The organism is Kitasatospora sp. McL0602 (genome assembly GCF_052076145.1).
Classification (GTDB): Bacteria; Actinomycetota; Actinomycetes; order Streptomycetales; family Streptomycetaceae; genus Kitasatospora.
In genome coordinates this window covers 1,977,169-2,002,063 of the sequence record NZ_CP197246.1, presented here as the reverse complement: position 1 = coordinate 2,002,063, position 24,895 = coordinate 1,977,169, and the positions used below count along the sequence as shown (strand labels likewise).

22 protein-coding genes and 1 rRNA gene are annotated in these 24,895 nt (G+C 71.5%); 17 read left to right on the top strand and 6 right to left on the bottom strand.

Going from position 1 to position 24,895, the window contains the following annotated elements; genetic code table 11:
- Positions 1-55: 55 nt before the first annotated feature.
- From ACR68M_RS09165 to ACR68M_RS09145, 5 genes are all read left to right on the top strand, one after another.
- Positions 56-2,863 (top strand): bifunctional acetate--CoA ligase family protein/GNAT family N-acetyltransferase, encoded by a 2,808-nt coding sequence (locus ACR68M_RS09165; protein ID WP_441249945.1) that lies wholly within the window; start codon positions 56-58, stop codon positions 2,861-2,863.
- A 93-nt stretch (positions 2,864-2,956) separates the two neighbouring features.
- A complete protein-coding gene (locus tag ACR68M_RS09160) occupies positions 2,957-3,547 on the top strand; it encodes a DUF5998 family protein (RefSeq protein WP_441249944.1) in 591 nt (196 codons plus the stop codon).
- Positions 3,548-3,557: 10 nt separating this feature from the next.
- On the top strand, positions 3,558-4,727 hold the full coding sequence (locus ACR68M_RS09155; RefSeq protein WP_441249943.1) for an alkaline phosphatase family protein: 1,170 nt from the start codon (positions 3,558-3,560) through the stop codon (positions 4,725-4,727).
- 33 nt (positions 4,728-4,760) lie between these two features.
- The gene (locus ACR68M_RS09150; RefSeq protein WP_441249942.1) at positions 4,761-5,417 is read left to right on the top strand and encodes a thymidine kinase; all 657 of its coding nucleotides are present in this window, start codon (positions 4,761-4,763) and stop codon (positions 5,415-5,417) included.
- Between the two features lie 177 nt (positions 5,418-5,594).
- On the top strand, positions 5,595-6,161 hold the full coding sequence (locus tag ACR68M_RS09145) for a hypothetical protein (RefSeq protein ID WP_441249941.1): 567 nt from the start codon (positions 5,595-5,597) through the stop codon (positions 6,159-6,161).
- A gap of 27 nt (positions 6,162-6,188) precedes the next feature.
- Here the strand turns inward: ACR68M_RS09145 and ACR68M_RS09140 are convergent, their stop codons facing one another.
- Positions 6,189-6,932, bottom strand: coding sequence for a VOC family protein (locus ACR68M_RS09140; RefSeq protein ID WP_441249940.1), 744 nt, complete (start codon positions 6,930-6,932; stop codon positions 6,189-6,191).
- A 150-nt stretch (positions 6,933-7,082) separates the two neighbouring features.
- On the opposite strand from ACR68M_RS09140, the gene ACR68M_RS09135 reads away from it, so the two are divergent.
- Positions 7,083-7,928: a sulfurtransferase gene (locus tag ACR68M_RS09135; protein ID WP_441249939.1), complete on the top strand. Its 846-nt coding sequence runs from the start codon at positions 7,083-7,085 to the stop codon at positions 7,926-7,928.
- A gap of 119 nt (positions 7,929-8,047) precedes the next feature.
- Here the strand turns inward: ACR68M_RS09135 and sepH are convergent, their stop codons facing one another.
- The gene (gene sepH, locus ACR68M_RS09130; RefSeq protein WP_441249938.1) at positions 8,048-9,151 is read right to left on the bottom strand and encodes a septation protein SepH; all 1,104 of its coding nucleotides are present in this window, start codon (positions 9,149-9,151) and stop codon (positions 8,048-8,050) included.
- A 440-nt stretch (positions 9,152-9,591) separates the two neighbouring features.
- Here sepH and ACR68M_RS09125 point away from each other — a divergent pair, with 440 nt between their 5' ends.
- Positions 9,592-10,491 (top strand): hypothetical protein, encoded by a 900-nt coding sequence (locus tag ACR68M_RS09125; RefSeq protein WP_441249937.1) that lies wholly within the window; start codon positions 9,592-9,594, stop codon positions 10,489-10,491.
- A gap of 7 nt (positions 10,492-10,498) precedes the next feature.
- On the opposite strand, the gene ACR68M_RS09120 is transcribed toward ACR68M_RS09125, so the two are convergent.
- Both ACR68M_RS09120 and ACR68M_RS09115 read right to left on the bottom strand, forming a co-directional pair.
- Positions 10,499-11,812, bottom strand: coding sequence for a D-arabinono-1,4-lactone oxidase (locus tag ACR68M_RS09120; RefSeq protein WP_441249936.1), 1,314 nt, complete (start codon positions 11,810-11,812; stop codon positions 10,499-10,501).
- 130 nt (positions 11,813-11,942) lie between these two features.
- Positions 11,943-13,163 (bottom strand): MFS transporter, encoded by a 1,221-nt coding sequence (locus ACR68M_RS09115; RefSeq protein ID WP_441251554.1) that lies wholly within the window; start codon positions 13,161-13,163, stop codon positions 11,943-11,945.
- 125 nt (positions 13,164-13,288) lie between these two features.
- Here ACR68M_RS09115 and ACR68M_RS09110 point away from each other — a divergent pair, with 125 nt between their 5' ends.
- Both ACR68M_RS09110 and ACR68M_RS09105 read left to right on the top strand, forming a co-directional pair.
- Entirely contained in the window at positions 13,289-14,428 is a 1,140-nt protein-coding gene (locus ACR68M_RS09110) for a ferrochelatase (protein ID WP_441249935.1), read from the top strand.
- Positions 14,429-14,451: 23 nt separating this feature from the next.
- The gene (locus ACR68M_RS09105) at positions 14,452-15,258 is read left to right on the top strand and encodes an inositol monophosphatase family protein (RefSeq protein WP_441249934.1); all 807 of its coding nucleotides are present in this window, start codon (positions 14,452-14,454) and stop codon (positions 15,256-15,258) included.
- Between the two features lie 118 nt (positions 15,259-15,376).
- Here the strand turns inward: ACR68M_RS09105 and ACR68M_RS09100 are convergent, their stop codons facing one another.
- A complete protein-coding gene (locus ACR68M_RS09100) occupies positions 15,377-15,562 on the bottom strand; it encodes a hypothetical protein (protein ID WP_441249933.1) in 186 nt (61 codons plus the stop codon).
- Positions 15,563-16,009: 447 nt separating this feature from the next.
- On the opposite strand from ACR68M_RS09100, the gene ACR68M_RS09095 reads away from it, so the two are divergent.
- The 4 genes from ACR68M_RS09095 to ACR68M_RS09080 all read left to right on the top strand — a co-directional run bounded on the left by ACR68M_RS09095 (position 16,010) and on the right by ACR68M_RS09080 (position 20,077).
- Positions 16,010-16,663 (top strand): response regulator transcription factor, encoded by a 654-nt coding sequence (locus tag ACR68M_RS09095; RefSeq protein WP_441249932.1) that lies wholly within the window; start codon positions 16,010-16,012, stop codon positions 16,661-16,663.
- Between the two features lie 49 nt (positions 16,664-16,712).
- Positions 16,713-18,035, top strand: coding sequence for a sensor histidine kinase (locus ACR68M_RS09090; protein WP_441249931.1), 1,323 nt, complete (start codon positions 16,713-16,715; stop codon positions 18,033-18,035).
- Positions 18,036-18,340: 305 nt separating this feature from the next.
- Entirely contained in the window at positions 18,341-19,315 is a 975-nt protein-coding gene (locus ACR68M_RS09085; protein WP_441249930.1) for an acyl-ACP desaturase, read from the top strand.
- A 462-nt stretch (positions 19,316-19,777) separates the two neighbouring features.
- Positions 19,778-20,077, top strand: a complete 300-nt coding sequence (locus tag ACR68M_RS09080; protein WP_441249929.1) for a DUF4193 domain-containing protein — start codon at positions 19,778-19,780, stop codon at positions 20,075-20,077.
- A 217-nt stretch (positions 20,078-20,294) separates the two neighbouring features.
- Here ACR68M_RS09080 and ACR68M_RS09075 read toward each other — a convergent pair whose 3' ends face one another.
- Complete coding sequence (locus ACR68M_RS09075) at positions 20,295-20,741, bottom strand: DUF3093 domain-containing protein (RefSeq protein ID WP_441249928.1); 447 nt, start codon at positions 20,739-20,741, stop codon at positions 20,295-20,297.
- A gap of 183 nt (positions 20,742-20,924) precedes the next feature.
- Here ACR68M_RS09075 and ACR68M_RS09070 point away from each other — a divergent pair, with 183 nt between their 5' ends.
- The 4 genes from ACR68M_RS09070 (at position 20,925) to ACR68M_RS09055 (ending at position 24,750) form a co-directional block, all read left to right on the top strand.
- Positions 20,925-21,464, top strand: a complete 540-nt coding sequence (locus ACR68M_RS09070) for a PaaI family thioesterase (RefSeq protein WP_441251553.1) — start codon at positions 20,925-20,927, stop codon at positions 21,462-21,464.
- Positions 21,461-21,928 (top strand): dUTP diphosphatase, encoded by a 468-nt coding sequence (gene dut, locus ACR68M_RS09065; RefSeq protein ID WP_441249927.1) that lies wholly within the window; start codon positions 21,461-21,463, stop codon positions 21,926-21,928. Before ACR68M_RS09070 ends, dut begins: the two co-directional genes overlap by 4 nt.
- Positions 21,929-22,008: 80 nt before the next feature.
- Positions 22,009-22,806, top strand: coding sequence for a DUF3710 domain-containing protein (locus tag ACR68M_RS09060; RefSeq protein ID WP_441249926.1), 798 nt, complete (start codon positions 22,009-22,011; stop codon positions 22,804-22,806).
- Between the two features lie 424 nt (positions 22,807-23,230).
- Positions 23,231-24,750 (top strand): 16S ribosomal RNA (locus ACR68M_RS09055).
- Positions 24,751-24,895: the final 145 nt, after the last annotated feature.

Below are 24,895 nucleotides of genomic sequence, written 5' to 3'. Positions count from 1 at the left end.
CCCACCCGCCGCACAGCACTGCCGCGCTGCACCGGCGCCCGATAATCTGGCCGACGTGGACGATCACCGGCCCGACGAGCACAGCTACCCCCAGCACTGGGAGGCCGACGTCCTGCTGCGCGACGGCGGCACCGCAAGGATCCGCCCGATCACGGAGGGCGACGCCGAGCGGCTGGTCGAGTTCTACGAACAGGTCTCCGACCAGTCCAAGTACTTCCGGTTCTTCGCCCCGTACCCGAGGCTCTCCGACAAGGACGTCCGCCGCTTCACCCACCACGACTACGTCAACCGCGTCGGGTTGGCCGTCGTCGTCCGGGACAGGTTCATCGCCACGGTCCGCTACGACCGGATCGACCCCGACGGCAGGCCGTCCGAGACCGGCACCGACGCCGAGGTCGCCTTCCTCGTCCAGGACGCCCACCAGGGGCGCGGCGTCGCCTCGGCGCTGCTGGAGCACATCGCCGCCGTCGCCCAGGAGCGCGGCATCCGCCGCTTCACGGCCGAGGTGCTGCCCGAGAACCGCAAGATGGTCAAGGTCTTCACCGACGCCGGGTACACCCAGCGCCGCAGCTTCGCCGACGGCGTCGTGCACCTCGAGTTCGACCTGGAGCCGACCGCCGCCTCGCTCGCCGTCATGCGGGCCCGCGAACACCGCGCCGAGGCCCGCTCCGTCCAACGCCTGCTCACCCCGCGCTCGGTCGCCGTCCTCGGCGTCTCCCGCCAGCCGCAGTCCGTCGGCCGCACCCTGCTCGGGAATCTGGGCGGCTTCGACGGCCCGGTGTACGCGGTCAACCGCAACGCCGAGCCCGGCACCGAGATCGACGGCCGCCCGAGCTACCGCTCGCTGCTGGACATCCCGGGCCCGGTGGACCTCGCGATCATCGCCGTCCCCGCCACCGCCGTCCCGGCCGCCGTCGCCGACTGCGGCGCGCACGGCGTCCAGGGCCTGGTCGTCGTCACCGCCGGGTACGCCGAGACGGGCCCCGAGGGCCGCGACCGCCAGCGCGCCCTCGTCCGCCAGGCCCGCGCCGCCGGGATGCGGGTGATCGGCCCGAACGCCTTCGGCCTGATCGACACCGACCCCGCGCACCCGCTCAACGCCTCGCTCGCCCCCGTCCTGCCCGAGCGCGGCCCGTTCGGCCTGTTCTGCCAGTCCGGCGCGATCGGCGTCGCCCTGCTGGAGGCCGCCCGCCGGCGCGGCCTCGGGATCTCCTCCTTCGCCTCCGTCGGCAACCGCGCCGACGTCTCCGGCAACGACTGGCTCCAGTACTGGGAGGAGGACCCGGCCACCGAGGTCGTGCTGCTCTACCTGGAGTCCTTCGGCAACCCCCGCAAGTTCACCCGGATCGCCCGCCGCCTCGCCGCCGTCAAGCCGGTCGTCGTGGTCAAGGGTGCCCGGCACACCGGCAGCCTCCCGCCCGGCCACGCCGTCCAGCCCGCCGCCGGGGGCCTCAACGACGCCACCGTCGACGCCCTCTTCCGGCAGGCCGGCGTCATCCGGGTCGAGACCATCACCGACCTGTACGACACCGGCGAACTCCTCGCCGGACAGCCCCTCCCGGCCGGTGACCGGGTCGCCGTCGTCGGCAACTCCGACTCGCTCGGCCTGCTCACCCACGACGCCTGCCTGAGCGCCGGGCTGCGCCCCCGCACGCCCGTCGACCTCACCACCGGCGCCACCGGCGAGAACTTCCGGATCGCCCTGGACACCGCGCTCACCGACCCGGCCGTGGACGCCGTGATCGCCGTCGCCATCCCGCCCATCGCCGCTCCCGACCACGAGCTGCTCGGCATCGACGAACCCGAGTTCGCCGAGGCCCTGCTCGCGGCCGCCGACCGCGCCCGCCGGCTCGGCAAGCCGCTGCTGCTCACCCACCTCGCGCTCACCGAACTCTCCGACCGGGTCCGCGCCGGGCAGGTCCCCGCCTACCCCGCGCCCGAGCGAGCCGTCCACGCCCTCGCCAACGCCGTGCAGTACGCCGACTGGCGCCGCCGCACCGCCGCCGCCGAGGAGACCGCCCGGGTGCCCGAGCTCGACCGCGTCCAGGAGGCCAAGGCCCGCGCCCTGGTCGAGGCCGCCCTCAGCACCCGCACAGCCCGCCCGTCGCCCACCACCACCCTCGCCGGAGGCGCTACGCGCCGCACCTACTCTGCCCGCCTCCAGCCCGGCGGCGCCCGCATCACGCTGCCCGACGCGGACGCCGCCGCTCTGCTCGGCCACTACGGCATCGACCTGCTCCCCGCGCTGCCCGCACCGGACGAGCAGCGCGCCCTGCGGGCCGCCGCCGCGCTCGGTTACCCCGTCGCGCTCAAGGCCACCGCCGAGCGCTTCCGGCACCGCCCGGATCTCGGCAGCGTCCGGCTCGACCTGACCGGCGAGCCCGGCCTGCTCCGCGCCCACCGCGAGCTGGACACCCTGCTCGGCGGCGCCGAGCACGCCCAGCTGGTCGTGCAGCAGCTCGCCCCGCGCGGGGTGGACACCGTGATCGCCGCCACCGTCGACCAGGCCGTCGGCGCGATCCTCTCCTTCGGCCTGGCGGGCGCCCCCGCCGAGCTGCTCGGTGACGTCGCCCACCGGCTGATCCCGGCCACCGACCAGGACGTCGCCGCGTTGATCCGCGAGGTCCGGGCCGCGCCGCTGCTGTTCGGCTGGCGCGGCGCCGCCCCGGTGGACACCTCGGCCCTGGAGGAGCTGCTGCTCCGGGTCTCCCGGCTGGTCGACGACCTCCCCGAGGTCGCCTCGGTCGACCTCGAACCCGTGGTCGTCGCCCCGCACGGGCTCGCCGTCCTCGGGGCCAGGGTGCGGATCGCGCCGCTGCCGGTGCGCAGCGATCTGGGTCCGCGCGCCATGAGCAGCCTGTAACCTTCCTTGGTTGCGCCTGCCAAGGGGCGCTGATACGCCCGGGAGCTCGGCCACTGGCCCCGCGACCCCGGCGTGGCATGCCAGGATGGAGCTATGGCGAAGACCGGTACCACCACCACCCAGGACCTGCGCTCGGCGATCGAGCGCAGCGGCTACTACCCGGCACTGGTGTCCGAGGCCGTCGAGTCCGCGGTGGGCCCCGAGCCGATCACCTCCTACCTGGTGCACCAGGAGACCACCTTCGACGCCAACGAGGTGCGCCGGCACGTCACCGTGCTGGTGCTCACCCCGTCCCGCTTCGTGGTCAGCCACACCGACGAGCAGGCCGCCGACGCGACCAGCCCGGTGCCGTACGCGACCACCTCCACCGAGGTCGTCCGGCTCGACCGGATCGGCTCGGTCGTGCTGAGCCGGATGGTCGCCAACCCGGAGACGTACACCCCCGGCACCCTGCCGCGCGAGGTCGTGCTCACCATCGGCTGGGGTGCGGTGCAGCGTCTCGACCTGGAGCCCGCCGGGTGCTCCGACCCGAACTGCGAGGCCGACCACGGCTACACCGGCTCGGCCACGGCCGACGACCTCTCGCTGCGCGTCAGCGAGGCCGGGGACGGGCCGGAGACGGTCACCCAGGCGCTGGTCTTCGCCCGTGCGCTGTCCGAGGCGACGATCGCCACCCGGGGCTGACGGCCTCCTCATGACGACGTACCCCGGTTACGACGCCTTCGAGATCCTCGACCCCGCCGACGCTCCCGTCCCGGCCTACGGCAGCGGTTCGCTCGCGGACCTGCTGCCCGCCGTGGCGGCCGGGCTCGGCGTGCCCGGCCTCACGAGCGGTCTGGTGCTGGAGCCCGCCGACCGGGTCTGTGTCTTCCTGGTCGACGGCATGGGCTGGGAGCTGATCAGGCGTCACCCCGAGTACGCGCCGTTCCTGAACTCGCTGATCGCGGCGGGCGGCCGGTCGATCACCTCCGGCTTCCCCTCCACCACGGCGACCTCGCTCGCCTCCGTCGGCACCGGGCTGCCCCCCGGCGAGCACGGCCTGGCGGGGTACACGCTGGCCGTCCCGGGCGCCGGCTACCTGATGAACCAGCTCCGTTGGCACCCGGCCGTCGACGCGCGCGGCTGGCAGCCGCACCCGACCGTCTTCCAGCTGGCCGACGCCGCCGGGGTCGCGACCTGCCAGGTCTCCTCGCCGCTCTTCGCCCAGACCCCGCTGACCCAGGTCGCCCTCTCCGGCGGCACCTTCCTCGGCCGCACCACCGGCGAGGAGCGGATGGACCAGTCCGCCCGCTGGCTGGCCGAGCACGACCGGGCGCTCTGCTACACGTACGTCAGCGAGCTGGACGGCGCGGGCCACCGCTTCGGCGTCGACTCGGACGACTGGCGGATGATGCTCAACACCGTCGACCGCCTCGCCCAGCGGCTCGCCGAGCAGCTGCCCCCGCGCTCGGCGCTGTACGTCACCGCCGACCACGGCATGATCGACATCGCCCCCGAGGACCGGATCGACTTCGACGAGGACTGGGAGCTGGGCGCGGGCGTCTCCCTGCTCGGCGGCGAGGGCCGGGCCCGGCACGTCTACGCGGTGCCCGGCGCCGAGGCCGACGTCTTCACCGTCTGGAGCGAGGTGCTCGGGGACCGGATGTGGGTCGCCACCCGGGACCAGGCGATAGCTGCCGGGTGGTTCGGCCCGGTCGTCGAGGACCGCGTCCGCGGCCGGATCGGCGACGTCGTCGCGGCGGCCCGGGACGACATCGCGGTGATCGCCTCCCGCAAGGAGCCCGGCGAGTCCTCGATGATCGGCCTGCACGGGTCGATGACCCCCGTCGAGCAGATCGTCCCGCTGCTCGAAGTCCGCGGCTGACCCGCACCTCTCCGAAAGGCCACTGCTCCACCCATGGCTGACCTGGTGTTCTTCTCCGGCACGATGGACTGCGGCAAGTCCACCCTCGCGCTCCAGCTGGACCACAACCACGCCGCGCGCGGCCGGCAGGGCATCATCTTCTCCCGCCACGACCGGGCCGGGGCCTCCACCATCTCCAGCCGCCTCGGCCTGCGGGCCGAGGCGGTCGAGGTCTCCGACGGCTTCGACTTCCACGTGCACGTCGTCCAACTGCTGTCGGCCGGCGGCAGGGTCGACTACCTGATCTGCGACGAGGCCAACTTCTACGACTCCGAGCAGGTCGACCAGCTCGCCCGGATCGTCGACGAGCTGGGCATCGACGTCTTCACCTTCGGCATCACGACCGACTTCCGCACCAAGCTCTTCCCCGGCTCGCAGCGCCTGATCGAGCTCGCCGACCGGGTCGAGGTGCTCCAGGTCGAGGCCCTCTGCTGGTGCGGCGCCCGAGCCACCCACAACGCACGCACCGTCGGCGGGGTGATGGTCGTCGAGGGCGCCCAGGTCGTGGTCGGCGACATCGCGGTCAGCGAGGGCGAGGTCGGGTACGAGGTGCTCTGCCGCCGCCACCACCGCCGCCGGCTCACGGCGGCCGCCGCCCGCGTCTCGGTGCTCTCGCCGGACGTGCTCCCGTTCGAGGAGCAGCGCGGCTGACCCCCGGTCGGTTTCAAACCTTCCGAGCCCGACCGGTTGATGTCAGCTGATGTGAACGATGTGTCTGGTGGTGTTCACAACCGCTCCCATAGCCTGGGCGCTCGGCGGCCACCTCGTAAATGTGACGGGCCGTCAGATCAGCATCTGTGTATGCCTGTTGCGTCTGGAAGGACCATCGTGACCACTCTCCGTGCACGAGCCGCGGCCCTGGCGGCCGTCGCCGCGATCGGGCTCAGCACCCTGACCGTCGGCGTCGCCCACGCCACCCCGGCCGCCCCGAAGCCCGCGCCGAAGACCGCACTCAGCGCTGCGAGCACCCTGCCGCACGTGCAGATCCAGCCCAACAGCTACCTGCTCCGGAACCAGAGCTGGAGCTCGCCCGACGGCAGCACCGTCCTGGCCATGCAGGGCGACGGCAACGTGGTGCTCTACCGCAACGGCACCGCCATCTGGGTGGCCCCCGGGGCGATGCCGACCGCCAACAGCCTGGTCATCCAGGGCGACGGCAACCTCGTCGCCTACTCGGCGACGGGCACCCCCGTCTGGAACAGCGGCACCGGCGGGCACTACGGCGCCGTGCTGGGCATCTACGACGCCGGGGCCATCACCGTCGAGAGCACGGACAGCAAGGTCATCTGGGCCTCCGTCAAGTACACGCCCACGCCGCCGCCCTGCCCGATCATGCCGTACCCCGGCCAGATCGTCCCGCCGTGGTGCTGGTACCCGCCCACCGGTGTCAACTGACCGTCCCGGCCCGGCGCGGGCGGTGCGTCAGCCCACCTGGACGACGACGAACCGCCCGCCCTGCGGATCGGCCAGCCGGGCCATCCGGCCGTACGGCGTGTCCTGCGGCGCCAGTAGGACACGCCCGCCCAGCTCCTCGGCCCGGCGGGCGGTCAGATCGCAGTCGGCGGTGCCGAAGTGCACCCGCCAGCCACGGCCCTCGGTGGTGAGGCGGATCGCCGCCACCGGGCGCCCGTCGATCAGCAGACGGGTGGTGCCGTCCTCGCCCGGCGTCAGCACCGAGCCGAGCACGGCGCGGTAGAACGCGGTGGCCGACGGCTCGTCGGCGGTCAGCAGCTCGTTCCAGACCGGGGCACCGGGCTCACCGGTGACCTCCCAGCCGAGGTGCTCCTCACCCTGCCAGAGGCCGAACGCGGCGCCGGAGAGATCCGCCGCGATGGCCAACCGCCCGGCGTGCTCGGCCTGGAGCGGCCCCACCGCGACCGTCCCGCCGCACTCGTGCACCCGCTGGGACACCGCGTCCGCGTCGTCCACGGCGAAGTAGGTCGTCCACTCCACCGGGTGGCGGGCCCCCGGCGGCGTGACGCCGATCCCGGCGACCTTCGCACCGGCGAGGCTCGCCCGCACGTACGTCCCGAGCTGGTCGGGCCCCGGCCCGAACTCCCAGCCCAGCAGGGCGCCGTAGAAGGCCATCGCCCCCTCGTGGTCACTGGTCATCAAGCTCACCCAGCAGGGCGTGCCCTGAGCCAGCCGCACCTTCACCGCAGTCATCGCGCGCCTCCTCGACGGGGGCCGACCGACCGGGCCGCCGCGTGCCCCAGGGTGATGGTTCCACTCCGGAGCCGCCGACACGGCGGGACGGCGCGGCAAGCCTGGCAAAGACCGTACAAAGACCCGGCCCGCGCCTGCACAATGGCGGGCATGGACACTATCCCCTCGCCGCTGATCACCGCCGAAGAGCTCCGCCGGGCGCTCGGCTCCGAGCACCCGCCGACCCTGCTCGACGTCCGCTACAAGCAGGGCGGCGCACCCGGCGCACCCGAGTACGCGGCCGGTCACCTGCCCGGCGCGCACTTCGTCGACCTCGACCGCGACCTCGCGGCGGCACCCGGCCGCGCCGGCCGCCACCCGCTGCCCGCCGTCGACGACTTCGGTGCGGCGATGCGGCGGGTCGGCGTCAGCTCCGGGCGCACGGTCGTGGTCTACGACGACTGGGTCTCGGCAGCGGCCTCGCGGGCCTGGTGGCTGCTGCGCTGGGCCGGACACCCGGACGTCAAGGTGCTGGACGGCGGCCTCGGCGCCTGGCGCGCGGCGGGCCTCCCGCTGACGGACAGCCAGCCGGTCACCGAGGAGGGCGACTTCAAGCCCGCCCCCGGTGCGATGCAGATGCTGGACGCCCGGCAGACCGGCGAGTTCGCCCGGACCGGCCTCCTGCTCGACGCCCGCGCGGGCGACCGCTACCGAGGCGAGGTCGAGCCCTTCGACCCGGTGGCCGGCCACATCCCCGGCGCGGTCAACGCCCCGACCATGGAGAACATCGCCCCCGACGGCCGCTTCCTCCCGGCTGCCGAGCTGGCCGCCCGCTTCCGCACCCTCGGCGTCGCCGACCGGCCGACGGCCGTCTACTGCGGCTCGGGCATCACCGCAGCCCACCAACTCCTCGCCATGGCCGTCGCCGGCTACGAGGGAGCCCTCTACCCTGGCTCCTGGAGCGAGTGGTGCAACAACCCCGACAACCCCGTAGCCACCGGCCCCCTCCCCGGCTGACGTACTGGAGCGTCAATCCAGCAGGGGCGCGGGGAACTGCGCGAAACGGGAGAGACCGACCGGTGCCTCCCGCCCCTCGCGCAGTTCCCCGCGCCCCTGGGTAGTGCAACTGCAGGACGTCAGTCCTGTTTCTTGCGGCGGCTGCCGAAGACGATCTCGTCCCAGCTGGGCACCGTCGCGCGGCGGCCGGGACGGACGCCGTCCGCCTCGGCCTGGCGGTCCGTCGTGCCGACGAGCCGCTCCCGGTGGGGGGAGACAGCGCGCGGCATCAGGATGTCCGCGTACGCCGACCCCGCGCCGATGCTCGCGGCGGGGGCGATCTCCTCCGCCTCCGCGGCCGGCTGCTCGCTGGGGACCGCCTCGACGGCGGGCATCGCGAGGCTGCCGGGGAAGGCGGGGACGACGTCGAGCAGGCTGGTCAGCGAGTCGAGGTTCTCGGCCGTCGCCTCACGGCTCTCCCGTACCTCGCGGCCGGACATGATCCGGTCAGCGGAGGGCCGTTCGAGCCCGGACATGATGCGGTCGGGCGAGGGCCGGTCGATCATCGGGCGAGCCGGGCGGTCCTGGGGCAGCCGGGCGATCCGCGGGATGAACGGGAAGATCGACTCCTCCTCGCGCTCCGGGTTCTCCCCGATCAGCGCGCGGGCCTCGTCGTCGTTGGGCTGCACGAGCCGCCGCGGCGGGTCGTACGACCAGCTCGCACTGCGGCCCTCGCCGTCGGCACGGTAGTAGAGGATGACCTCCCACGTGCCGTCGTCGCGGCGCCAGGAGTCCCACCGCTCGGTGTCCTTCTCCGCGCCGCGCAGCGCCAGCCGCTCGGCCACCGCCTCGCCGAGCTGCGGGCCGGTCGACTCGCCGTGCCTGCGGATCGCGGTCTTGCGGGCCCGCTCGGCCATGAAGGCGCGCTCGGCCAGCACCGGACCCTCGAAGCGCCGCACCCGGTCGACCGAGATTCCGGCGGCCTGGGCGACCTCCTCTGCGGAGGCACCGGCTCGTATCCGCGCCTGGATGTCACGGGGCCGCAGGTGGCTCTCGACCTCGATCTCGATCTGGCCGAGCCGAGGACGGTCACCGCGGATGGCGGCGCGCAGCCGCTCGTCGATGGGGAGGGTGTACTCCGTGCTGTCGGCAGCCTTGAGCACCAGACGTGTGCCGTCGTTGCTGACGGCCACGACGCGCAGTTCGGGCACGGTTACCTCCCGGGTGGTGCCTGCCGACGTCACCTGCGTCGCTGCTCCCGTACTGAGTGTGGCCTGCCCACTCGCGAGTGGCCACAACCTTGCTGAGTTACCCGGCGTGTCGGGCTTTCGCCTGAGCTCGCCGTTGTGGCACGGTTGCCTGTCTGCCACGTCGCCGGTCGACGTCGCGCCCGGGTGCCCCGGGCCGCCGTCTGATGGGCTGTCGACACGGTGACCGAAGGCTCAGGCTCCACGAACAGTACTCCATTCGTGGCATCCGGAGGGGCGGCTCGCCGCTCAAGTCTCCCGCGATTCACGGGAATCTCAAGGACGCGCACCCCAATGGCCGACCTCCGATCGGTCAACGGTGATCATCTTCACATATATCGACCGGAAAGAACCGGATTTTCGCCCCTTGTGTCCTTCTTTGTGCAAGATGGACAGTCTTGTACGAGATGTCGTGCCCAGCCGACCGAGGGATGTTGATGCCGCACCACCGCGACCGCGCCGTGCCGGAGCGCACCGCCGAGTCCGTCGCCGAGTCCGCCCCCACGGGCAGCCCCGAGGGCGGCCGGAGGCTCGACCTGAGCCTCGCTCAGGTCGCCGCGAGCGCCCTGGCGGCCATCGTCGGCGCGGTGCTCGCCTCGGAGCTCGGCGTGTACGGCACGATCATCGGCGCGGCGGTGGTCAGCGTCGGTGCCACCACCGGCGGTGCGCTCTTCCAGCACCTCTTCCGCCGCACCGGCGAGCAGCTGCGCAGCGCCGTCCAGCCGGCCCCGACCAACGGCAACGACCTCCGGCAGCTGCCGACCGACCCGGCCCCCGCCGAGCCCGGGGCCACCGAGATCTCCACGGAGTGGAACGAGCCGCAGACGCTGCGCTCGAAGCGCCGCTGGACGTGGCGGACCTATGCGGCGGTCTCCACCCTGGTGTTCGCGCTGGCGATGACACCGATCCTGGTCGTCGAGCTGGCCAGCGGCCGGACGGTGCACTCGATGACCACCGGCGACGAGAGCTCGGGCACCTCGCTGAATCCGGGGAAGTCCAAGCAGCAGCCGCCCTCGGACGACCAGCAGGACGGGGCCGGGCCCTCCGGCCCGGCCACCTCGCCATCGGCGACGCCCGGCGGCAGGCCCTCGGGCTCGCCCAGCCCGTCCGGCTCGGCGAGCGGCTCAGCGTCGACCCCGTCGGGCACGCCGAGCGGCTCCCCCACCACCGGCGCGCCGACCACCAGCCCCTCGGCCACTCCGTCCGGCACGCCGACCGGCCAGCAGGGCGGCTCGGGCGATGCGGCCTCCCCGGCCGCCGACAACCCGGACGGCCCGAAGCCGCCGCCGGCCACGCCCAGTGAGCCGGGTGCGCCGAGCGGCAGCCCCTCCTCGTGACGGGGCCTCAGGCGCCGAGCACCCGCCGCAGGTAGTCGTTGGCGAACAGCCGCCCCGGGTCGACCTTGTCGCGCAGCGCGGTGAAGTCGCCGAAGTGCGGGTAGGCGGCGGCCAGGTACTCGGCGTCCCGGGTGTGCAGCTTGCCCCAGTGCGGGCGGCCCTGGTGGGCCGTCATCAGCCTCTCGACCTCGGTGAAGTAGCCCTGCTCGGGCGTGCCCCGGTAGAGGTGCACGGCGATGTAGACGGTGTCCCGCCCGCTCGCGGTCGACAGCCACAGGTCGTCGGCGGGCGCCGTCCGTACCTCGACGGGGAAGCTGATCCGCCAGTCCGACCGCTCGACCAGCGCCTTCAGCTCGCGCAGCACCGGCACCGCCGCCGCACGCGGCACGGCGTACTCCATCTCGGTGAACCGCACCGTGCGCGGGCTGGTGAACACCTTGTACGCGACGTCCGTGTACGTCCGCTCCGACCAGGCCCGGCTGGCGAGCCCGGTGATCGCGGGGACGGTATTCGGGAAGCGGCGGCCGACCCGGCAGGCGCCCTCCCAGACGGTGTTCGAGAGGAAGTCGTCGTCCAGCCACGCCTTGAAGGCGGGCAGCGGGGCGGCCGGGCCCTGGCTGCGGTTGTTGCGCTTGGTCGAGCAGCGGTCGGTGTGCGGGAACCAGTAGAACTCGAAGTGCTCGTTGACGGCCGTGAAGTCGTCGAAGCCCTCCAGGACCTGGTCGAAGGTCATCGGCATCTCGTGCGCCTTCAGCAGGAAGGCCGGCTCGACCCCGAAGGTGAGCGCGGTGACCACGCCGAGCGCGCCGAGGCCCAGCCGGGCGCCCTGGAAGAGCTCCGGGTTCTCGGTGGGGGAGCACTGCTGCACGCTGCCGTCCGCGAGGACGATCTCCAGTGCCTTGATCTGGGCGGCCAGCGAGCCCGAGTCCCGCCCGGTGCCGTGGGTGCCGGTGCTGGTCGCCCCGGCGACGGTCTGCACCTCGATGTCGCCCATGTTGGTGAGCGAGAGCCCGGCCGCCGTGAGCAGCCGGTTCAGGGCGGAGAGCGGCAGGCCCGACTCGACGGTGACCCGCCCGGCCGCCCGGTCCAGCTCGCGGACGGCCTGCAGCCCGTCGGGCCGGATCAGCACGCCGTCCCCGGCGGAGGCTATCGACGTGAACGAGTGGCCCGAGCCGACCGCCTTGACGGTGCGTCCCTCCCCGGCGGCCTGCCGCAGCACGTCGCCGAGTTCCCCGGCCGACCCCGGTGCGACCATCCGGCTGGGGCGGGCGCTCTGGTTCCCGGCCCAGTTCGTCCAGCCGGTTGCGATGCCCTGCGCCATGCGGGTGCCTCCCAGTCCCTGCGACGAGCAGTCCTACCAATGAGTAGGGGGGAGCGTAACCAGGCGTTCACCCGGGGGCAATGGTTGCCCGTCAGCTGTTCTCGTCAGCCGTTCCGCTCAGCTGTTCCGGTCAGGCCCGGCCCTCGTCCAGCCCGGCGCGCAGGCGGCGGAGCCCGGCCAGCGCGGTGAGGGCGCCGAAGGCCGCGGCCGCGACCGGCACCCAGTACCCCGTCGGCGCCCCCGAGCCGTCCACCACCAGCCCGGCCACGGAGGAGCCGAGCGCGACGCCGATGGCCAGCCCGGTGGTGGTCCAGCTCATCCCCTCGGTCAGCTGCGCGGCCGGTACGAGTCGCTCGACCAGCGCCATCGCGGTGATCAGGGTCGGCGAGATGGCGATCCCGGCCAGGAAGAGCGCGGCCCCGACACCGACCAGCCCGGCCGGGCCACGCAGCAGGGCCGAGACGATCACCAGCGGCACCATGCCGACCGCCATCGCCGCCGTCCAGACCAGGAAGCGCCCGGCCATCGAACCCTTGAGCTTCAGCGTCCCGAAGACGATCCCCGCCAGGCACGACCCCAGCGCGTACACCGCGAGCACCAGGCTCGACAGGGCGGTGTGCCCCTGCTCCTGGGCGAAGGCGACGGTGACGACCTCTACCGACCCGAAGATCGCCCCGGTCGCGACGAAGGTCAGCACCAGCACCTGGAGCCCCGCCGAGCGGATCGCCGAGCCGCCGGAGTGGTGGGCGCCCGGATGGACGGGCGGCTCCGTCCGGCGCTGCCCGGTGAACAGCAGCACGCCGACCGTCAGGAAGATCCCGGCGAGCGTCACCCCGGCCTCGGGGAAGACCGAGGTGGCGAGACCGATGGAGAGGATCGGGCCGACGATGAAGCAGATCTCGTCGACCACGGCCTCGAAGGAGTACGCCGTGTGCAGCTTGGGCGGCTCGTCGCTGTAGAGCGCGGCCCAGCGCGCCCGGACCATCGAGCCGGTGTTCGGCATCACCCCGATCCCGGCGGCGCCGACGAAGAGCGTCCAGTCCGGCAGGCCGAAGCGCGCGCTGAGCAGCAGGGCGACGGCGGAGAGCATGGTCAGCGCCATGGCGGGCAGGGCTATTCGGCGCTGCCCGTACCGGTCCACCAGCCGGGAGACCTGCGGGCCCAGCGCCGCCGCCGACAGGGCCATCACCGCGGAGACTGCGCCCGCCAGGCCGTAGCTGCCGCGCAGCTGCGACAGCATCGTCACGATGCCGATGCCCGTCATCGAGATCGGCAACCGGGCGATCAGGCCGGAGGAGGAGAAGGCCAGACTGCCGGGAGCGGCGAATATCTGGCGGTAGCTGGACAGCACGACAGGCTCCACGGAGGCGGGGTAAGGAACACGGCTCAGGTGGACAGCTTACGAACTGCCGCAAACGATTTGATACCGGACAGTCCGCCGCCGCCCGTCACACTCCTGGTGGCAGGATCGACCCCATGCCCGACTCGCGCACCCTCACCGACCCCGCGCCCTACGACGCGCTGCTGCTGCTCTCCTTCGGCGGCCCCGAGGCCCCCGACGAGGTGGTGCCCTTCCTGGAGAACGTGACCCGTGGCCGGGGCATCCCCAAGGAGCGGCTCGTCGAGGTCGGCAAGCACTACTTCCTCTTCGGCGGCGTCAGCCCGATCAACGAGCAGAACCGCGCCCTGCTGGCCGCCCTGCGCAAGGACTTCGCCGGGCACGGCCTCGACCTGCCGGTCTACTGGGGCAACCGCAACTGGGCCCCGTACCTGGTCGACGCGCTGCGCGAGATCGCCGCCGACGGCCACCGCCGCATCGCCGTCCTCGCCACCAGCGCCTACGCCGGGTACTCCGGCTGCCGCCAGTACCGCGAGAACCTCGCCGACGCCCTGGCCCAGCTGCGCACCGAGGGCCTGCCCGAGCTGCGGGTCGACAAGCTGCGGCACTTCTTCAACCACCCCGGCTTCGTCGAGCCGATGGTCGACGCGACGCTGGCCGCCCTCGCCGAGCTGCCCGCCGAGGTGCGCGACGGCGCCCAGCTCGTCTTCACCACCCACTCCATCCCGCTCGCCATGGCCGAGAGCTCCGGCGCCCCCGACGACCCGAGGCGCGGCAAGCCCGGCGGCGCGTACGTCGCCCAGCACCTGGAGGTCGCCCGGCTGGTCGCCGACGCCGTCGCCGAGGCCGACGGGGTGGCCGACCGGGGTTGGCAGCTGGTCTTCCAGAGCCGCAGCGGCGCCCCGCACATCCCCTGGCTGGAGCCGGACATCTGCGAACACCTGGAGGCGCTGCACGTGCTCGGCGACGCCCCGGCGGCCGTCATGGTGCCGATCGGCTTCGTCTCCGACCACATGGAGGTCAAGTACGACCTCGACACCGAGGCCGTCGCCAAGGCCGCCGAGCTGGGCCTGCCCGTCGCCCGCGCCGCCACCGTCGGGGCCGACCCGCGCTTCACCGCCGCCGTCCGCGACCTGCTGCTGGAGCGGGCCGCCGTCGAACGCGGCCTCCCGGTCGAGCGCTGCGCCCTCGGCGCCCTCGGCCCGAGCCACGACGTCTGTGCCGTCGCCTGCTGCCCCAACCCCCGCGCGCCCCGCCCCGCCGCCGCCGAACGCTGACCCCACCGCAGGAGGAACCCCGCGTGTCCCCGAGCCCCGAACTGCTCGCCGAACTCCTCGCGACCGCCACCGAGGCCGCGACCAGGGCCGGCGCCCTGCTGCTCGACGGCCGCCCGGCCGACCTCGGCGTCGCCGCCACCAAGAGCAGCCCCGTCGACGTCGTGACCGAGATGGACCTCGCCTCCGAGAAGCTCGTCACGGAGCTGATCGCCGAGCGCCGCCCCGCCGACGGCTACCTCGGCGAGGAGGGCACCGAGCGCCCCGGCAGCAGCGGAATCCGCTGGGTCGTCGACCCGCTCGACGGCACCGTCAACTACCTGTACGGCCTGCCGGGCTGGGCCGTCAGCGTGGCCGCCGAGCTGGACGGCCGGGCCGTGGCCGGTGTGGTCGCCGTCCCGGCGCGGGCCGAGCTCTTCCACGCCGTCCTCGGTGGCGGAGCCTTCCTGAACGGCCGCCCGGTCAGCTGCCGCCCGGCTCCGCCGTGGGGCCAGGCGCTCGTCGGCACCGGCTTCAACTATGTCCAGGACGTCCGGGTGCACCAGGCGGAGGTGCTGCACGCCCTGATGCCCGAGGTCCGCGACATCCGGCGTGGCGGCGCGGCCGCCGTCGACCTCTGCGACGTCGCCGCCGGGCGTCTCGACGGCTACTACGAGCGCGGCCTCCAGCCCTGGGACCGCGCAGCCGGTGTGCTGATCGCCCGCGAGGCCGGCGCGCTGGCCGGCGGCCGTCCGGGCACCGACCCCGACGGCACGCTGACCCTCGCCGCCGCACCCGGCGTCTTCGAACCCCTCCAGGCCCGCCTCGAAGCCCTCGGCGCCTGGCACGACTGAGCCCCACCCCGTCCACCGGGCATGGTGAAGCCCTGGCCCACGGAGTACGTGGTGCCAGGGCTCGGGTGGTGCGTCAAGCGGTGGTGCGTCAAGCGGTGGTGCGTCGGGCTGTGGTGCGTCAGGCGGCGGTGCGGTGCATCTGCTGCACCGGGTCGACGCCGTGTTCGGCGGCGAGCCGCCGCAGGTCCTCGAGTTCTGACTGCTCGACCTCGGCGAGGAACTCGTCGCCGGATTCGAGTGCACGGTGCAGGTCCTGCTCGGCGTTCTCTATGCGCTGCAGGATTCCGGCGGTGAAGGCGTCCATACGGCCCCCTTGCTGTGTCGGACGGGCACGGTCGGCGTTCCCCGGCCGTGAGGTGTGGTGTCGACGGGAATGCCGGACGAGTGCTGGTCTGCCCGCCTGGTGGATGAGCCGGCCGAAGGCCGCTCCCGATGACACGTGAACCCCGAGCCGGTGCGGATGAACGCACGGGAGGGTGGTTGCGACCGGCGCTGAACGCGATCGCGTGGTGTGAACCTGTCCTCCCCGCCCCCGGGGTCGGGAAACCTCGACGGCTCAGAAAGTTGCCTGCGTCACACTCCGAACGGCGGTCACCCGTACCGCTTACCGCTGCTTTAACCCCCGAGCAGGCAGGATGGAACCATCGTCGGGGCCGCTCTGCCGGTCCGGGCAGCTCAAGGCCCGTAACGCCGGCAGGCCCGCACCGGCGGGCCGCCCGGTGGGCCACTTCCTGGAGAAGGGACAACCACCGTGCGGGTACTCGTCGTGGAGGACGAGCAGCTGCTCGCCGAGGCCGTCGCGACCGGTCTGCGCCGCGAGGCGATGGCCGTGGACGTGGTCTACGACGGCGAGGCCGCCCTGCAGCGGATCGCGGTCAACGACTACGACGTGGTCGTCCTCGACCGGGACCTCCCGCTGGTGCACGGCGACGACGTCTGCCGTGGCATCGTCGAGCAGGGCCTGGCCACCCGGGTGATCATGCTGACCGCCTCCGGCGACATCAGCGACCGGGTCGAGGGCCTGGAGATCGGTGCGGACGACTACCTCCCCAAGCCGTTCGCTTTCAGCGAACTCGTCGCCCGCGTCCGGGCGCTGGGCCGCCGCGCGACCGTGCCGCTGCCGCCGGTGCTGGAGCGGGCCGGCATCTCCGTCGACCCGGGCCGCCGCGAGGTGCTGCGGGAGGGCCGGACGGTCCAGCTCGCGCCGAAGGAGTTCGCCGTCCTGGAGGTCCTGATGCGGGCCGGCGGCGCGGTGGTCTCCGCCGAGCAGCTGCTCGAGAAGGCCTGGGACGAGCACACCGACCCGTTCACCAACGTCGTCCGCGTCACCGTGATGACGCTGCGCCGCAAGCTCGGTGACCCCGCCGTGATCGTCACCGTCCCGGGCTCCGGCTACCGCATCTGAACCCCGGCGGAGGCCCGCCCCCGCCACGTCCGCACCCGAGAGGATCGCCATGACCACCCCGCCCCCCACCGGCGGGGCCTCCGGCGCGCCCGCCGGCGGCCCGGTGCCGCCACGCCCGGCGCACGCCCCGTCCGCCCCCACGGTGGCGGTGCCCACCGGCCGGCGCGAGACGAAGGGCGAGCCCGGTGCCCAAGGCTTCGGCAACGGCCTGCTCGGCTGGCTCCAGCTCCGCCCGACCATCCGGATCAGGCTCACCCTGCTCTACGGCGGGATGTTCCTGATGGCCGGCGTGGTGCTGCTGCTGCTGATGTACTACTTCGTCCAGCAGGCCCTCCAGGACGTCGTGCTGCCGAGCCTCAACCTCGGCGCGGGCGTCAAGCTGACCGACCGCGACGGCCGCGAGATCACCAACTTCGACCAGTGGATCGCCCTCCAGCAGAGCGTCCAGCAGCACGCCACGCTCGCCCTGCTGCTGCGCAAGGCGCTCACCGCCCTGGTGTGCCTGGCCGTGATCGCCTTCGTCGCCGGGTACGCGATGGCCGGCCGGGTGCTCAGCCCGCTGAACCGGATCACCCGGACCGCCCGCGAGGTCGCCAGCTCCGACCTGCACCGCCGGATCGAGATGGAGGGCCCGGACGACGAGCTCAAGGAGCTCGCCGACACCTTCGACGACATGCTCGACCGCCTGGACCGCTCGTTCGACTCTCAGCGCCGCTTCGTCTCCAACGCCTCGCACGAGCTCCGGACGCCCCTGGCGATCAACCGCACCCTGCTGGAGGTGCAGCTCTCCGACCCGGAGACCTCGGCCGACCTCCAGCAGCTCGGCAAGACCCTGCTGGCCACCAACGAGCGCAGCGAGCAGCTGGTCGAGGGCCTGCTGCTGCTCGCCCGCAGCGACAACGAGCTGACCGACCGCCGCCCGGTCGAGCTCTCCGAGGTCGCCCTGCGGGCGCTGGAGCAGGTCCGCCCGGAGGGCGCCGGCCGGGAGGTCGAGCTGCGCTCCGAGCTGCACGCCGCGACGGTCTCCGGCAACGGCATCCTGCTGGAGCGGATCGCGCTGAACCTGCTGCAGAACGCCGTCCGGTACAACACCCCCGGCGGCTGGGTGGAGATCACCACCGCCCCCGCCCCGGGCGGCGGAGGTGAGCTCGTCGTCAGCAACACCGGCCCGGTGGTGCCGGGTTACGAGCTGGAGCACATCTTCGAGCCGTTCCGCCGGGTCAAGGGCGCCGACCGGACGCGCAGCGACAAGGGCGTCGGGCTCGGTCTCTCCATCGTCCGCTCGGTGGTCCGGGCGCACGACGGTGTCATCGAGGCCACTCCGCGCGCCGGAGGCGGCCTCACGCTCCGGGTGCGCATTCCGGGAGCCTGACGCCGCTGCCGGGCCGGTGAGCGCGATCCTGCGCCCTCCGGACCTCCCGGCTCCTCCCGGCTCCCGCCCCGCTTCCTACCCGACTCCTGGTGACCCTCCGGATGCGGACGATGCCGGTACCCACTCGCCGCCCCCGCCACACGTGTCAAGTCGACATAAGCGCTGGCTGGGGCGGCTTGTCATTTCCCGCCAGAACAACTTACGGTTACGTAACCTACGCAGCCGTAAGTGAGTCGCATCAGCCCGGCTCGAGCCCGGCCCTCTGTGCGTCCCACCCGTCTCTGCCCGCCTCAGGAGCACCAGCCGTGACCATCGCACCCGTGCAGCGCACCGCTTCCCCCGCCTGGACCGACGCCCGCCTGATCATGGCGCTCGAGGAGGTGGTGGAGACCGAGCTCAACCGCCACCTGAAGGTCGCCAAGGAGTGGATGCCGCACGAGTTCGTGCCATGGAGCCAGGGTCAGGACTTCGACGGCGTGCTCGGCGGCGTGGCCTGGGAGAAGGACCAGTCCAAGGTCACCCCGCTCGGCCGGATCGCCCTGGTGGTCAACCTGCTCACCGAGGACAACCTCCCCAGCTACCACCACGAGATCGCGACCATGTTCGGCCGCGAGGGCGCGTGGGGCACCTGGGTGCACCGCTGGACGGCCGAGGAGGGCCGCCACGGCATAGCGATCCGGGACTACCTGCTGACCACCCGCGCCGTCGACCCGACGGAGCTGGAGCGGGCACGGATGACGCACATGGCGGAGGGTTTCGAGTCGGACAACTCGCACAGCATGCTGCACTCGGTCGCGTACGTGGCCTTCCAGGAGCTCGCCACCCGCATCTCGCACCGCAACACCGGCCACTTCTCCGGCGACCCGCTGTGCGACCAGCTGCTGGCGAAGATCGCCAACGACGAGAACCTGCACATGGTCTTCTACCGCAACCTGCTGAAGGCTGCCCTGGAGATCGCCCCCGACCAGGCCATGCGGGCCGTCGCCGACGTGGTGATCGACTTCCGGATGCCCGGCCACGGCATGCCCGGTTTCGAGCGATCGGCGGCCCAGCTCGCGATCGGCGGCGTCTACAACCTGCGCATCCACCACGACGACGTGCTGCAGCCCGTGCTGCGCCACCTCAAGGTGATGGAGATCCGCGGCCTCGGGCCGGAGGGTCAGCGGGCCCAGGACGAGCTCGGCATGTTCCTCGCCGGCCTCGACGCGCAGGCGTCGAAGTTCGACGAGCGGCAGGCCGCGCTGCTCGCCCGGAGGGCCGCCGCAGCCGCTCGGGCGTGACGTCCGGGCGCCGTGTCGGAGGTGATGGATTTCTTGGATTTCGCCCGAAAAGTCCACGATGTGACCAAGGTCACACTTCGTCGCGCGACACGTTCGGATGACCCCGTAGGGTGATCACGGCTTTCCGGGGGTACGTAGCCGGTCGTGACCGGGCCGCCGAGTGGAATCGTTCTCGACGATCTGTCAACACCCTTGGCCCGGAAGGCCGTTCCGGATCATCCGGCGAGCCTCCGGTCACCACCGGTAGCGATCGGGTAGGCTCCCGGAGCCCTGCTCGGCAGCTCTCGGTGAGCCCGTTCGAGCCACATTCGACCACCCCGATGGACCCTCCACAGGGTGTCGATTGAGTAACAGGGCTTGAAGTAAGGCAAAATCTCCGCCTCGGGTCGGGCACAAGACCGGCCCCCCATGCGTTACGTGCGCTGGAGATACCCGCACACACCCAAAGGGGGAGAGCGAAAAATGGCAACGGACTACGACACCCCACGCAAGACCGATGACGACCTCAACGAGGACAGCATCGAGGAGCTGAAGGCTAGGCGGAACGAGAAGGGCAGCGGTTCCGTCGACTCGGAGGACTTCGACGGCGCCGAGGGCATGGAGCTTCCGGGCGCCGACCTCTCGAACGAGGAGCTCTCGGTCCGGGTCCTGCCCCGGCAGGCCGACGAGTTCACCTGCATGAGCTGCTTCCTCGTGCACCACCGCAGCCAGCTCTACAGCGAGAAGGACGGCCAGCCCATCTGCCGGGACTGCGGCGCCTGAGCAGTCGGCGGCCATGGCCCGGGTCCGACGGCCATCCGTCGGCCCGGTACACCGCCCCGTCGGGCCCGCCCCAACGAGCCCGAAGGCAGTACCGGCGGTCGCACCCGCGGCCGCACCAGCAGGCGAACCCTGCGAGAGGTAGGGCGTCACACCGGAGTACAGGGACGGCACCGCAACTGCGGAGCCGTCCCTCCTCCATGTCCGGGCTCGGGCGCCCTCACGCCCCCGGCTTCTGGGCCGCCCGCAGCGCATCCGCCAGCCGCTGCGGCGAGCGGGTCGACAGGTAGACGTACGGCGTCGGGTCGTGCGGGTCGGTGATCTCGACCCGCAGCGCGGTCGGCACGTAGCTCCGCAGCAGCATGAAGGCCCGCGGATCCGCCTTCACGGACCGCCAGGCCACCGCCTCGGCGGGCGCCAGCGGCTGCGGCACACCCAGCACGTTCACCGGGATACGGGCCTTCCCGGCGACCAGCGAGCCCTGCACCACCCGGATGCGCGCCGAGCCGTAACTGCTCAGCGCGGCCGCGCCGGCCGCACAGCCGACCACCAGCCCGACCAGAGCGGCCACCGGGGAGAAACGCAGCAGGACCAGCGCCAACGAGAGGCCGAGGCCGATCGCGAGCAGCCACCAGGAACGGGGGACGGTAAGACGTTCGTCGTACATGCCCCCATTCTGGGCGCTTCGCCCCCGGCCCCCGCGCCCACCCCCGGCCGGGCCTTGCTACCGGACGGTAGGGTCGCGCCTGTGAACCGACCAGCCCCCACCTCAGCTGCGCCGCAGCGCCCGGACGAGCCTGCCCCCCGCGCCGTCGCCCTCACGCCGACCACGCCCCCGGCCGACGCCGTCCTGCCGCCCCGAGCCCCCCAGGCCCCGGCCCCCGGCTCGCTGCTCGGCTCGCACTACGACCAGTGCTTCGGCTGCGGCCCGCAGCACCCCCAGGGCCTCCAGCTGACCGTGGTGGCCGGGGAGGGGCTCGACCTCACCGCCGAGTTCACCGTGCGGCCCAGCCACCAGGGCGGCCCCGGCCTGGCCCACGGCGGCCTGCTCGTCACCGCCCTCGACGAGACCCTCGGAAGCCTGAACTGGCTGCTCCACGCCCCCGCCGTGACCGGCCGCATCGAGACGGACTTCCTCTGCCCCGTCCCGGTCGACTCCGTCCTCCACCTGCGGGCCTGGATCACCGGAGTGCACGGACGCAAGATCTACAGCGCCGCCGAGGGCAGGATCGGCGGTCCGGACGGGCCGGTCGCAGTCAGGGCTCAGGGACTCTTCATCCAGGTGAAGCTGGAACACTTCACCACGCACGGTCGTCCCGAGGACATCAAGAAGGCCATCGACGACCGCGACCTTTTCGAACGCGCCCGAGCCTTTGAGGTGAACCCGTGAGCAGCACCGCCCGCCAGCCCGTCGACATCCTGATCCGCCGGATCGACTCCGAGATCCCGCTTCCCTCGTACGAGCACCCCGGCGACGCCGGAGCGGACCTGCGCACCACCGTCGACGCCGAACTCGCCCCCGGCGAGCGGGTGCTGCTCCCCACCGGCATCAGCATCGCCCTCCCGGACGGCTACGCGGCCTTCGTGCACCCGCGTTCGGGACTCGCAGCTCGTTGCGGAGTTGCACTGGTGAACGCCCCGGGTACGGTCGATGCCGGGTACCGTGGTGAGATCAAGGTGATCGTCGTCAATCTGGACCCTCGCGAGGGGGTCAGCTTCCGCCGGGGGGACCGAATCGCCCAGCTGGTGATCCAGCAGGTCGAGAAGGCACGGTTCCACGAGGTGGCCGAGTTGCCCGGTTCGGCCCGTGCCGAAGGCGGCTTCGGGTCGACCGGCGGCCACGCGGCGGTTTAGCATGCCCGCGACCTCGCAGTAAGCCGAGCAGGTATTCGCTTCGGTCTTGGATCGGTCTTGGACCGGGAAGGACAGTGACCGTGTTCAGTCGTCGCAAGAAGAGCGAGGATGCTGTCGAGCAGCTCGCCGACGACGCCATCAGCGCCGACGAGACGGCCGATGACGTCGAGGGTTCCGCCGGTACCGAGGGCGAGAGCCAGACAGACCAGGACCCGGCAGACCGCGTCGGCCTCCCGCCGGCCCCCCGCCCGGAAGGTCCTTGGGACATCTCCGAGCTGGAGAACCCGGAAGAGGGCCGAGTGGACCTCGGGGGTCTCCTCGTCCCGGGTGTGGAGGGCATGGAGCTGAGGGTCGAGGTGGCCGGCGACGCGATCGTGGCCGCCACCCTGGTACTCGGCAACAGCGCGATCCAGCTCCAGGCCTTCGCCGCCCCCAAGTCCGAGGGCATCTGGGGCGAGGTCCGCGACGAGATCGCGACCGGCATCAGCCAGCAGGGCGGCCGCATCGACGAGGAGGAAGGCCCGCTGGGCTGGCACCTCCGGGCCCAGGTCCCCGTGCAGCTGCCGGACGGCACTCAGGGCGTCCAGCTGGTCCGCTTCGTCGGCTGCGACGGCCCGCGCTGGTTCCTGCGCGGCGTGATCTCCGGCCAGGCCGCCGTGCAGCCCGAGATGGCAGGCATCCTCGAGCAGGTCTTCCGCCAGACCGTCGTGGTCCGCGGCGAGACCCCGATGGCTCCCCGCGACCCGATCGTCCTCAAGCTCCCCGAGGACGCGCAGATGGTGGCCGACGGCAGCGTCACTGACGCCGAGGGTTCCCGCTTCGCCGGGGCCTCCCTCGACCCGTACGCCCGTGGCCCGGAGATCACCGAGGTCCACTGATCAGCCACTGATCGTCCGCAGCTCGCCCCCCGCCCGGAAGCCCGGCGGGGGGCGATTTGCTTGTGGGGGGCCGTTCCCCATACAGTTCCGGAGTCGCACCGAGAGGGGCGAAGAAAAGCCGGTCAGGTGAGTGAAACTCCGGAAAACGGAGCGGAAAACGTCTGATAAGCTTGAAACACGAAAGAACGAAGCGCCCGGAGAGCTTGCGAGAGCGGCTTGAAGGAAGCGTCCGTTCCTTGAGAACTCAACAGCGTGCCAAAAGTCAACGCCAGATATGTTGACATCCCCGGCCTGGATCGTTTCGGCGTTCCGGGTTGGAGATTCCTTTAGTAACAAAACACAGCGAGGACGCAGTGCACGGGGCCATCTATTCCGGTGGTCGTCGTGCCGCTCAACGCGAGTGCTACCGGATATCCGGAAAACATTCACGGAGAGTTTGATCCTGGCTCAGGACGAACGCTGGCGGCGTGCTTAACACATGCAAGTCGAACGATGAAGCCTTCGGGTGGATTAGTGGCGAACGGGTGAGTAACACGTGGGAAATCTGCCCTGCACTCTGGGACAAGCCTTGGAAACGAGGTCTAATACCGGATATGACCTTCCTCCGCATGGGGGTTGGTGGAAAGCTCCGGCGGTGCAGGATGATCCCGCGGCCTATCAGCTTGTTGGTGGGGTAATGGCCTACCAAGGCGACGACGGGTAGCCGGCCTGAGAGGGCGACCGGCCACACTGGGACTGAGACACGGCCCAGACTCCTACGGGAGGCAGCAGTGGGGAATATTGCACAATGGGCGAAAGCCTGATGCAGCGACGCCGCGTGAGGGATGAAGGCCTTCGGGTCGTAAACCTCTTTCAGCAGGGAAGAAGCGCAAGTGACGGTACCTGCAGAAGAAGCACCGGCTAACTACGTGCCAGCAGCCGCGGTAATACGTAGGGTGCGAGCGTTGTCCGGAATTATTGGGCGTAAAGAGCTCGTAGGCGGCTTGTCACGTCGGATGTGAAAGCCCGAGGCTTAACCTCGGGTCTGCATTCGATACGGGCAGGCTAGAGTGTGGTAGGGGAGATCGGAATTCCTGGTGTAGCGGTGAAATGCGCAGATATCAGGAGGAACACCGGTGGCGAAGGCGGATCTCTGGGCCATTACTGACGCTGAGGAGCGAAAGCGTGGGGAGCGAACAGGATTAGATACCCTGGTAGTCCACGCCGTAAACGGTGGGAACTAGGTGTTGGCGACATTCCACGTCGTCGGTGCCGCAGCTAACGCATTAAGTTCCCCGCCTGGGGAGTACGGCCGCAAGGCTAAAACTCAAAGGAATTGACGGGGGCCCGCACAAGCAGCGGAGCATGTGGCTTAATTCGACGCAACGCGAAGAACCTTACCAAGGCTTGACATATACCGGAAACGGCCAGAGATGGTCGCCCCCTTGTGGTCGGTATACAGGTGGTGCATGGTTGTCGTCAGCTCGTGTCGTGAGATGTTGGGTTAAGTCCCGCAACGAGCGCAACCCTTGTTCTGTGTTGCCAGCATGCCTTTCGGGGTGATGGGGACTCACAGGAGACTGCCGGGGTCAACTCGGAGGAAGGTGGGGACGACGTCAAATCATCATGCCCCTTATGTCTTGGGCTGCACACGTGCTACAATGGTCGGTACAAAGGGCTGCGATGCCGCGAGGCGGAGCGAATCCCAAAAAGCCGGCCTCAGTTCGGATTGGGGTCTGCAACTCGACCCCATGAAGTTGGAGTTGCTAGTAATCGCAGATCAGCATGCTGCGGTGAATACGTTCCCGGGCCTTGTACACACCGCCCGTCACGTCACGAAAGTCGGTAACACCCGAAGCCGGTGGCCTAACCCTTGGGAGGGAGCCGTCGAAGGTGGGACCAGCGATTGGGACGAAGTCGTAACAAGGTAGCCGTACCGGAAGGTGCGGCTGGATCACCTCCTTTCTAAGGAGCACATAGCCGGATGCGAGCGAATGTCTCGCACGGTTGCTCATGGGTGGAACGTTGACTATTCGGCACACACGGTTGGTTCCGTTAGTACTGTCCTTCGGGGCGTGGAAGGCGGGTTATCGGTCGGGTGTGTCGGGCA

Excerpts from the sequence above, each read along its gene's own strand:
- ACR68M_RS09160 (WP_441249944.1), top strand. The coding sequence starts at position 2,957 with ATGGCGAAGACCGGTACCACCACCACCCAGGACCTGCGCTCGGCGATC.
- ACR68M_RS09155 (WP_441249943.1), top strand. The coding sequence starts at position 3,558 with ATGACGACGTACCCCGGTTACGACGCCTTCGAGATCCTCGACCCCGCC.
- ACR68M_RS09150 (WP_441249942.1), top strand. The coding sequence starts at position 4,761 with ATGGCTGACCTGGTGTTCTTCTCCGGCACGATGGACTGCGGCAAGTCC.
- ACR68M_RS09140 (WP_441249940.1), bottom strand. The coding sequence starts at position 6,932 with ATGACTGCGGTGAAGGTGCGGCTGGCTCAGGGCACGCCCTGCTGGGTG.
- ACR68M_RS09135 (WP_441249939.1), top strand. The coding sequence starts at position 7,083 with ATGGACACTATCCCCTCGCCGCTGATCACCGCCGAAGAGCTCCGCCGG.
- ACR68M_RS09125 (WP_441249937.1), top strand. The coding sequence starts at position 9,592 with ATGCCGCACCACCGCGACCGCGCCGTGCCGGAGCGCACCGCCGAGTCC.
- ACR68M_RS09120 (WP_441249936.1), bottom strand. The coding sequence starts at position 11,812 with ATGGCGCAGGGCATCGCAACCGGCTGGACGAACTGGGCCGGGAACCAG.
- ACR68M_RS09110 (WP_441249935.1), top strand. The coding sequence starts at position 13,289 with ATGCCCGACTCGCGCACCCTCACCGACCCCGCGCCCTACGACGCGCTG.
- ACR68M_RS09100 (WP_441249933.1), bottom strand. The coding sequence starts at position 15,562 with ATGGACGCCTTCACCGCCGGAATCCTGCAGCGCATAGAGAACGCCGAG.
- ACR68M_RS09090 (WP_441249931.1), top strand. The coding sequence starts at position 16,713 with ATGACCACCCCGCCCCCCACCGGCGGGGCCTCCGGCGCGCCCGCCGGC.
- ACR68M_RS09080 (WP_441249929.1), top strand. The coding sequence starts at position 19,778 with ATGGCAACGGACTACGACACCCCACGCAAGACCGATGACGACCTCAAC.
- ACR68M_RS09075 (WP_441249928.1), bottom strand. The coding sequence starts at position 20,741 with ATGTACGACGAACGTCTTACCGTCCCCCGTTCCTGGTGGCTGCTCGCG.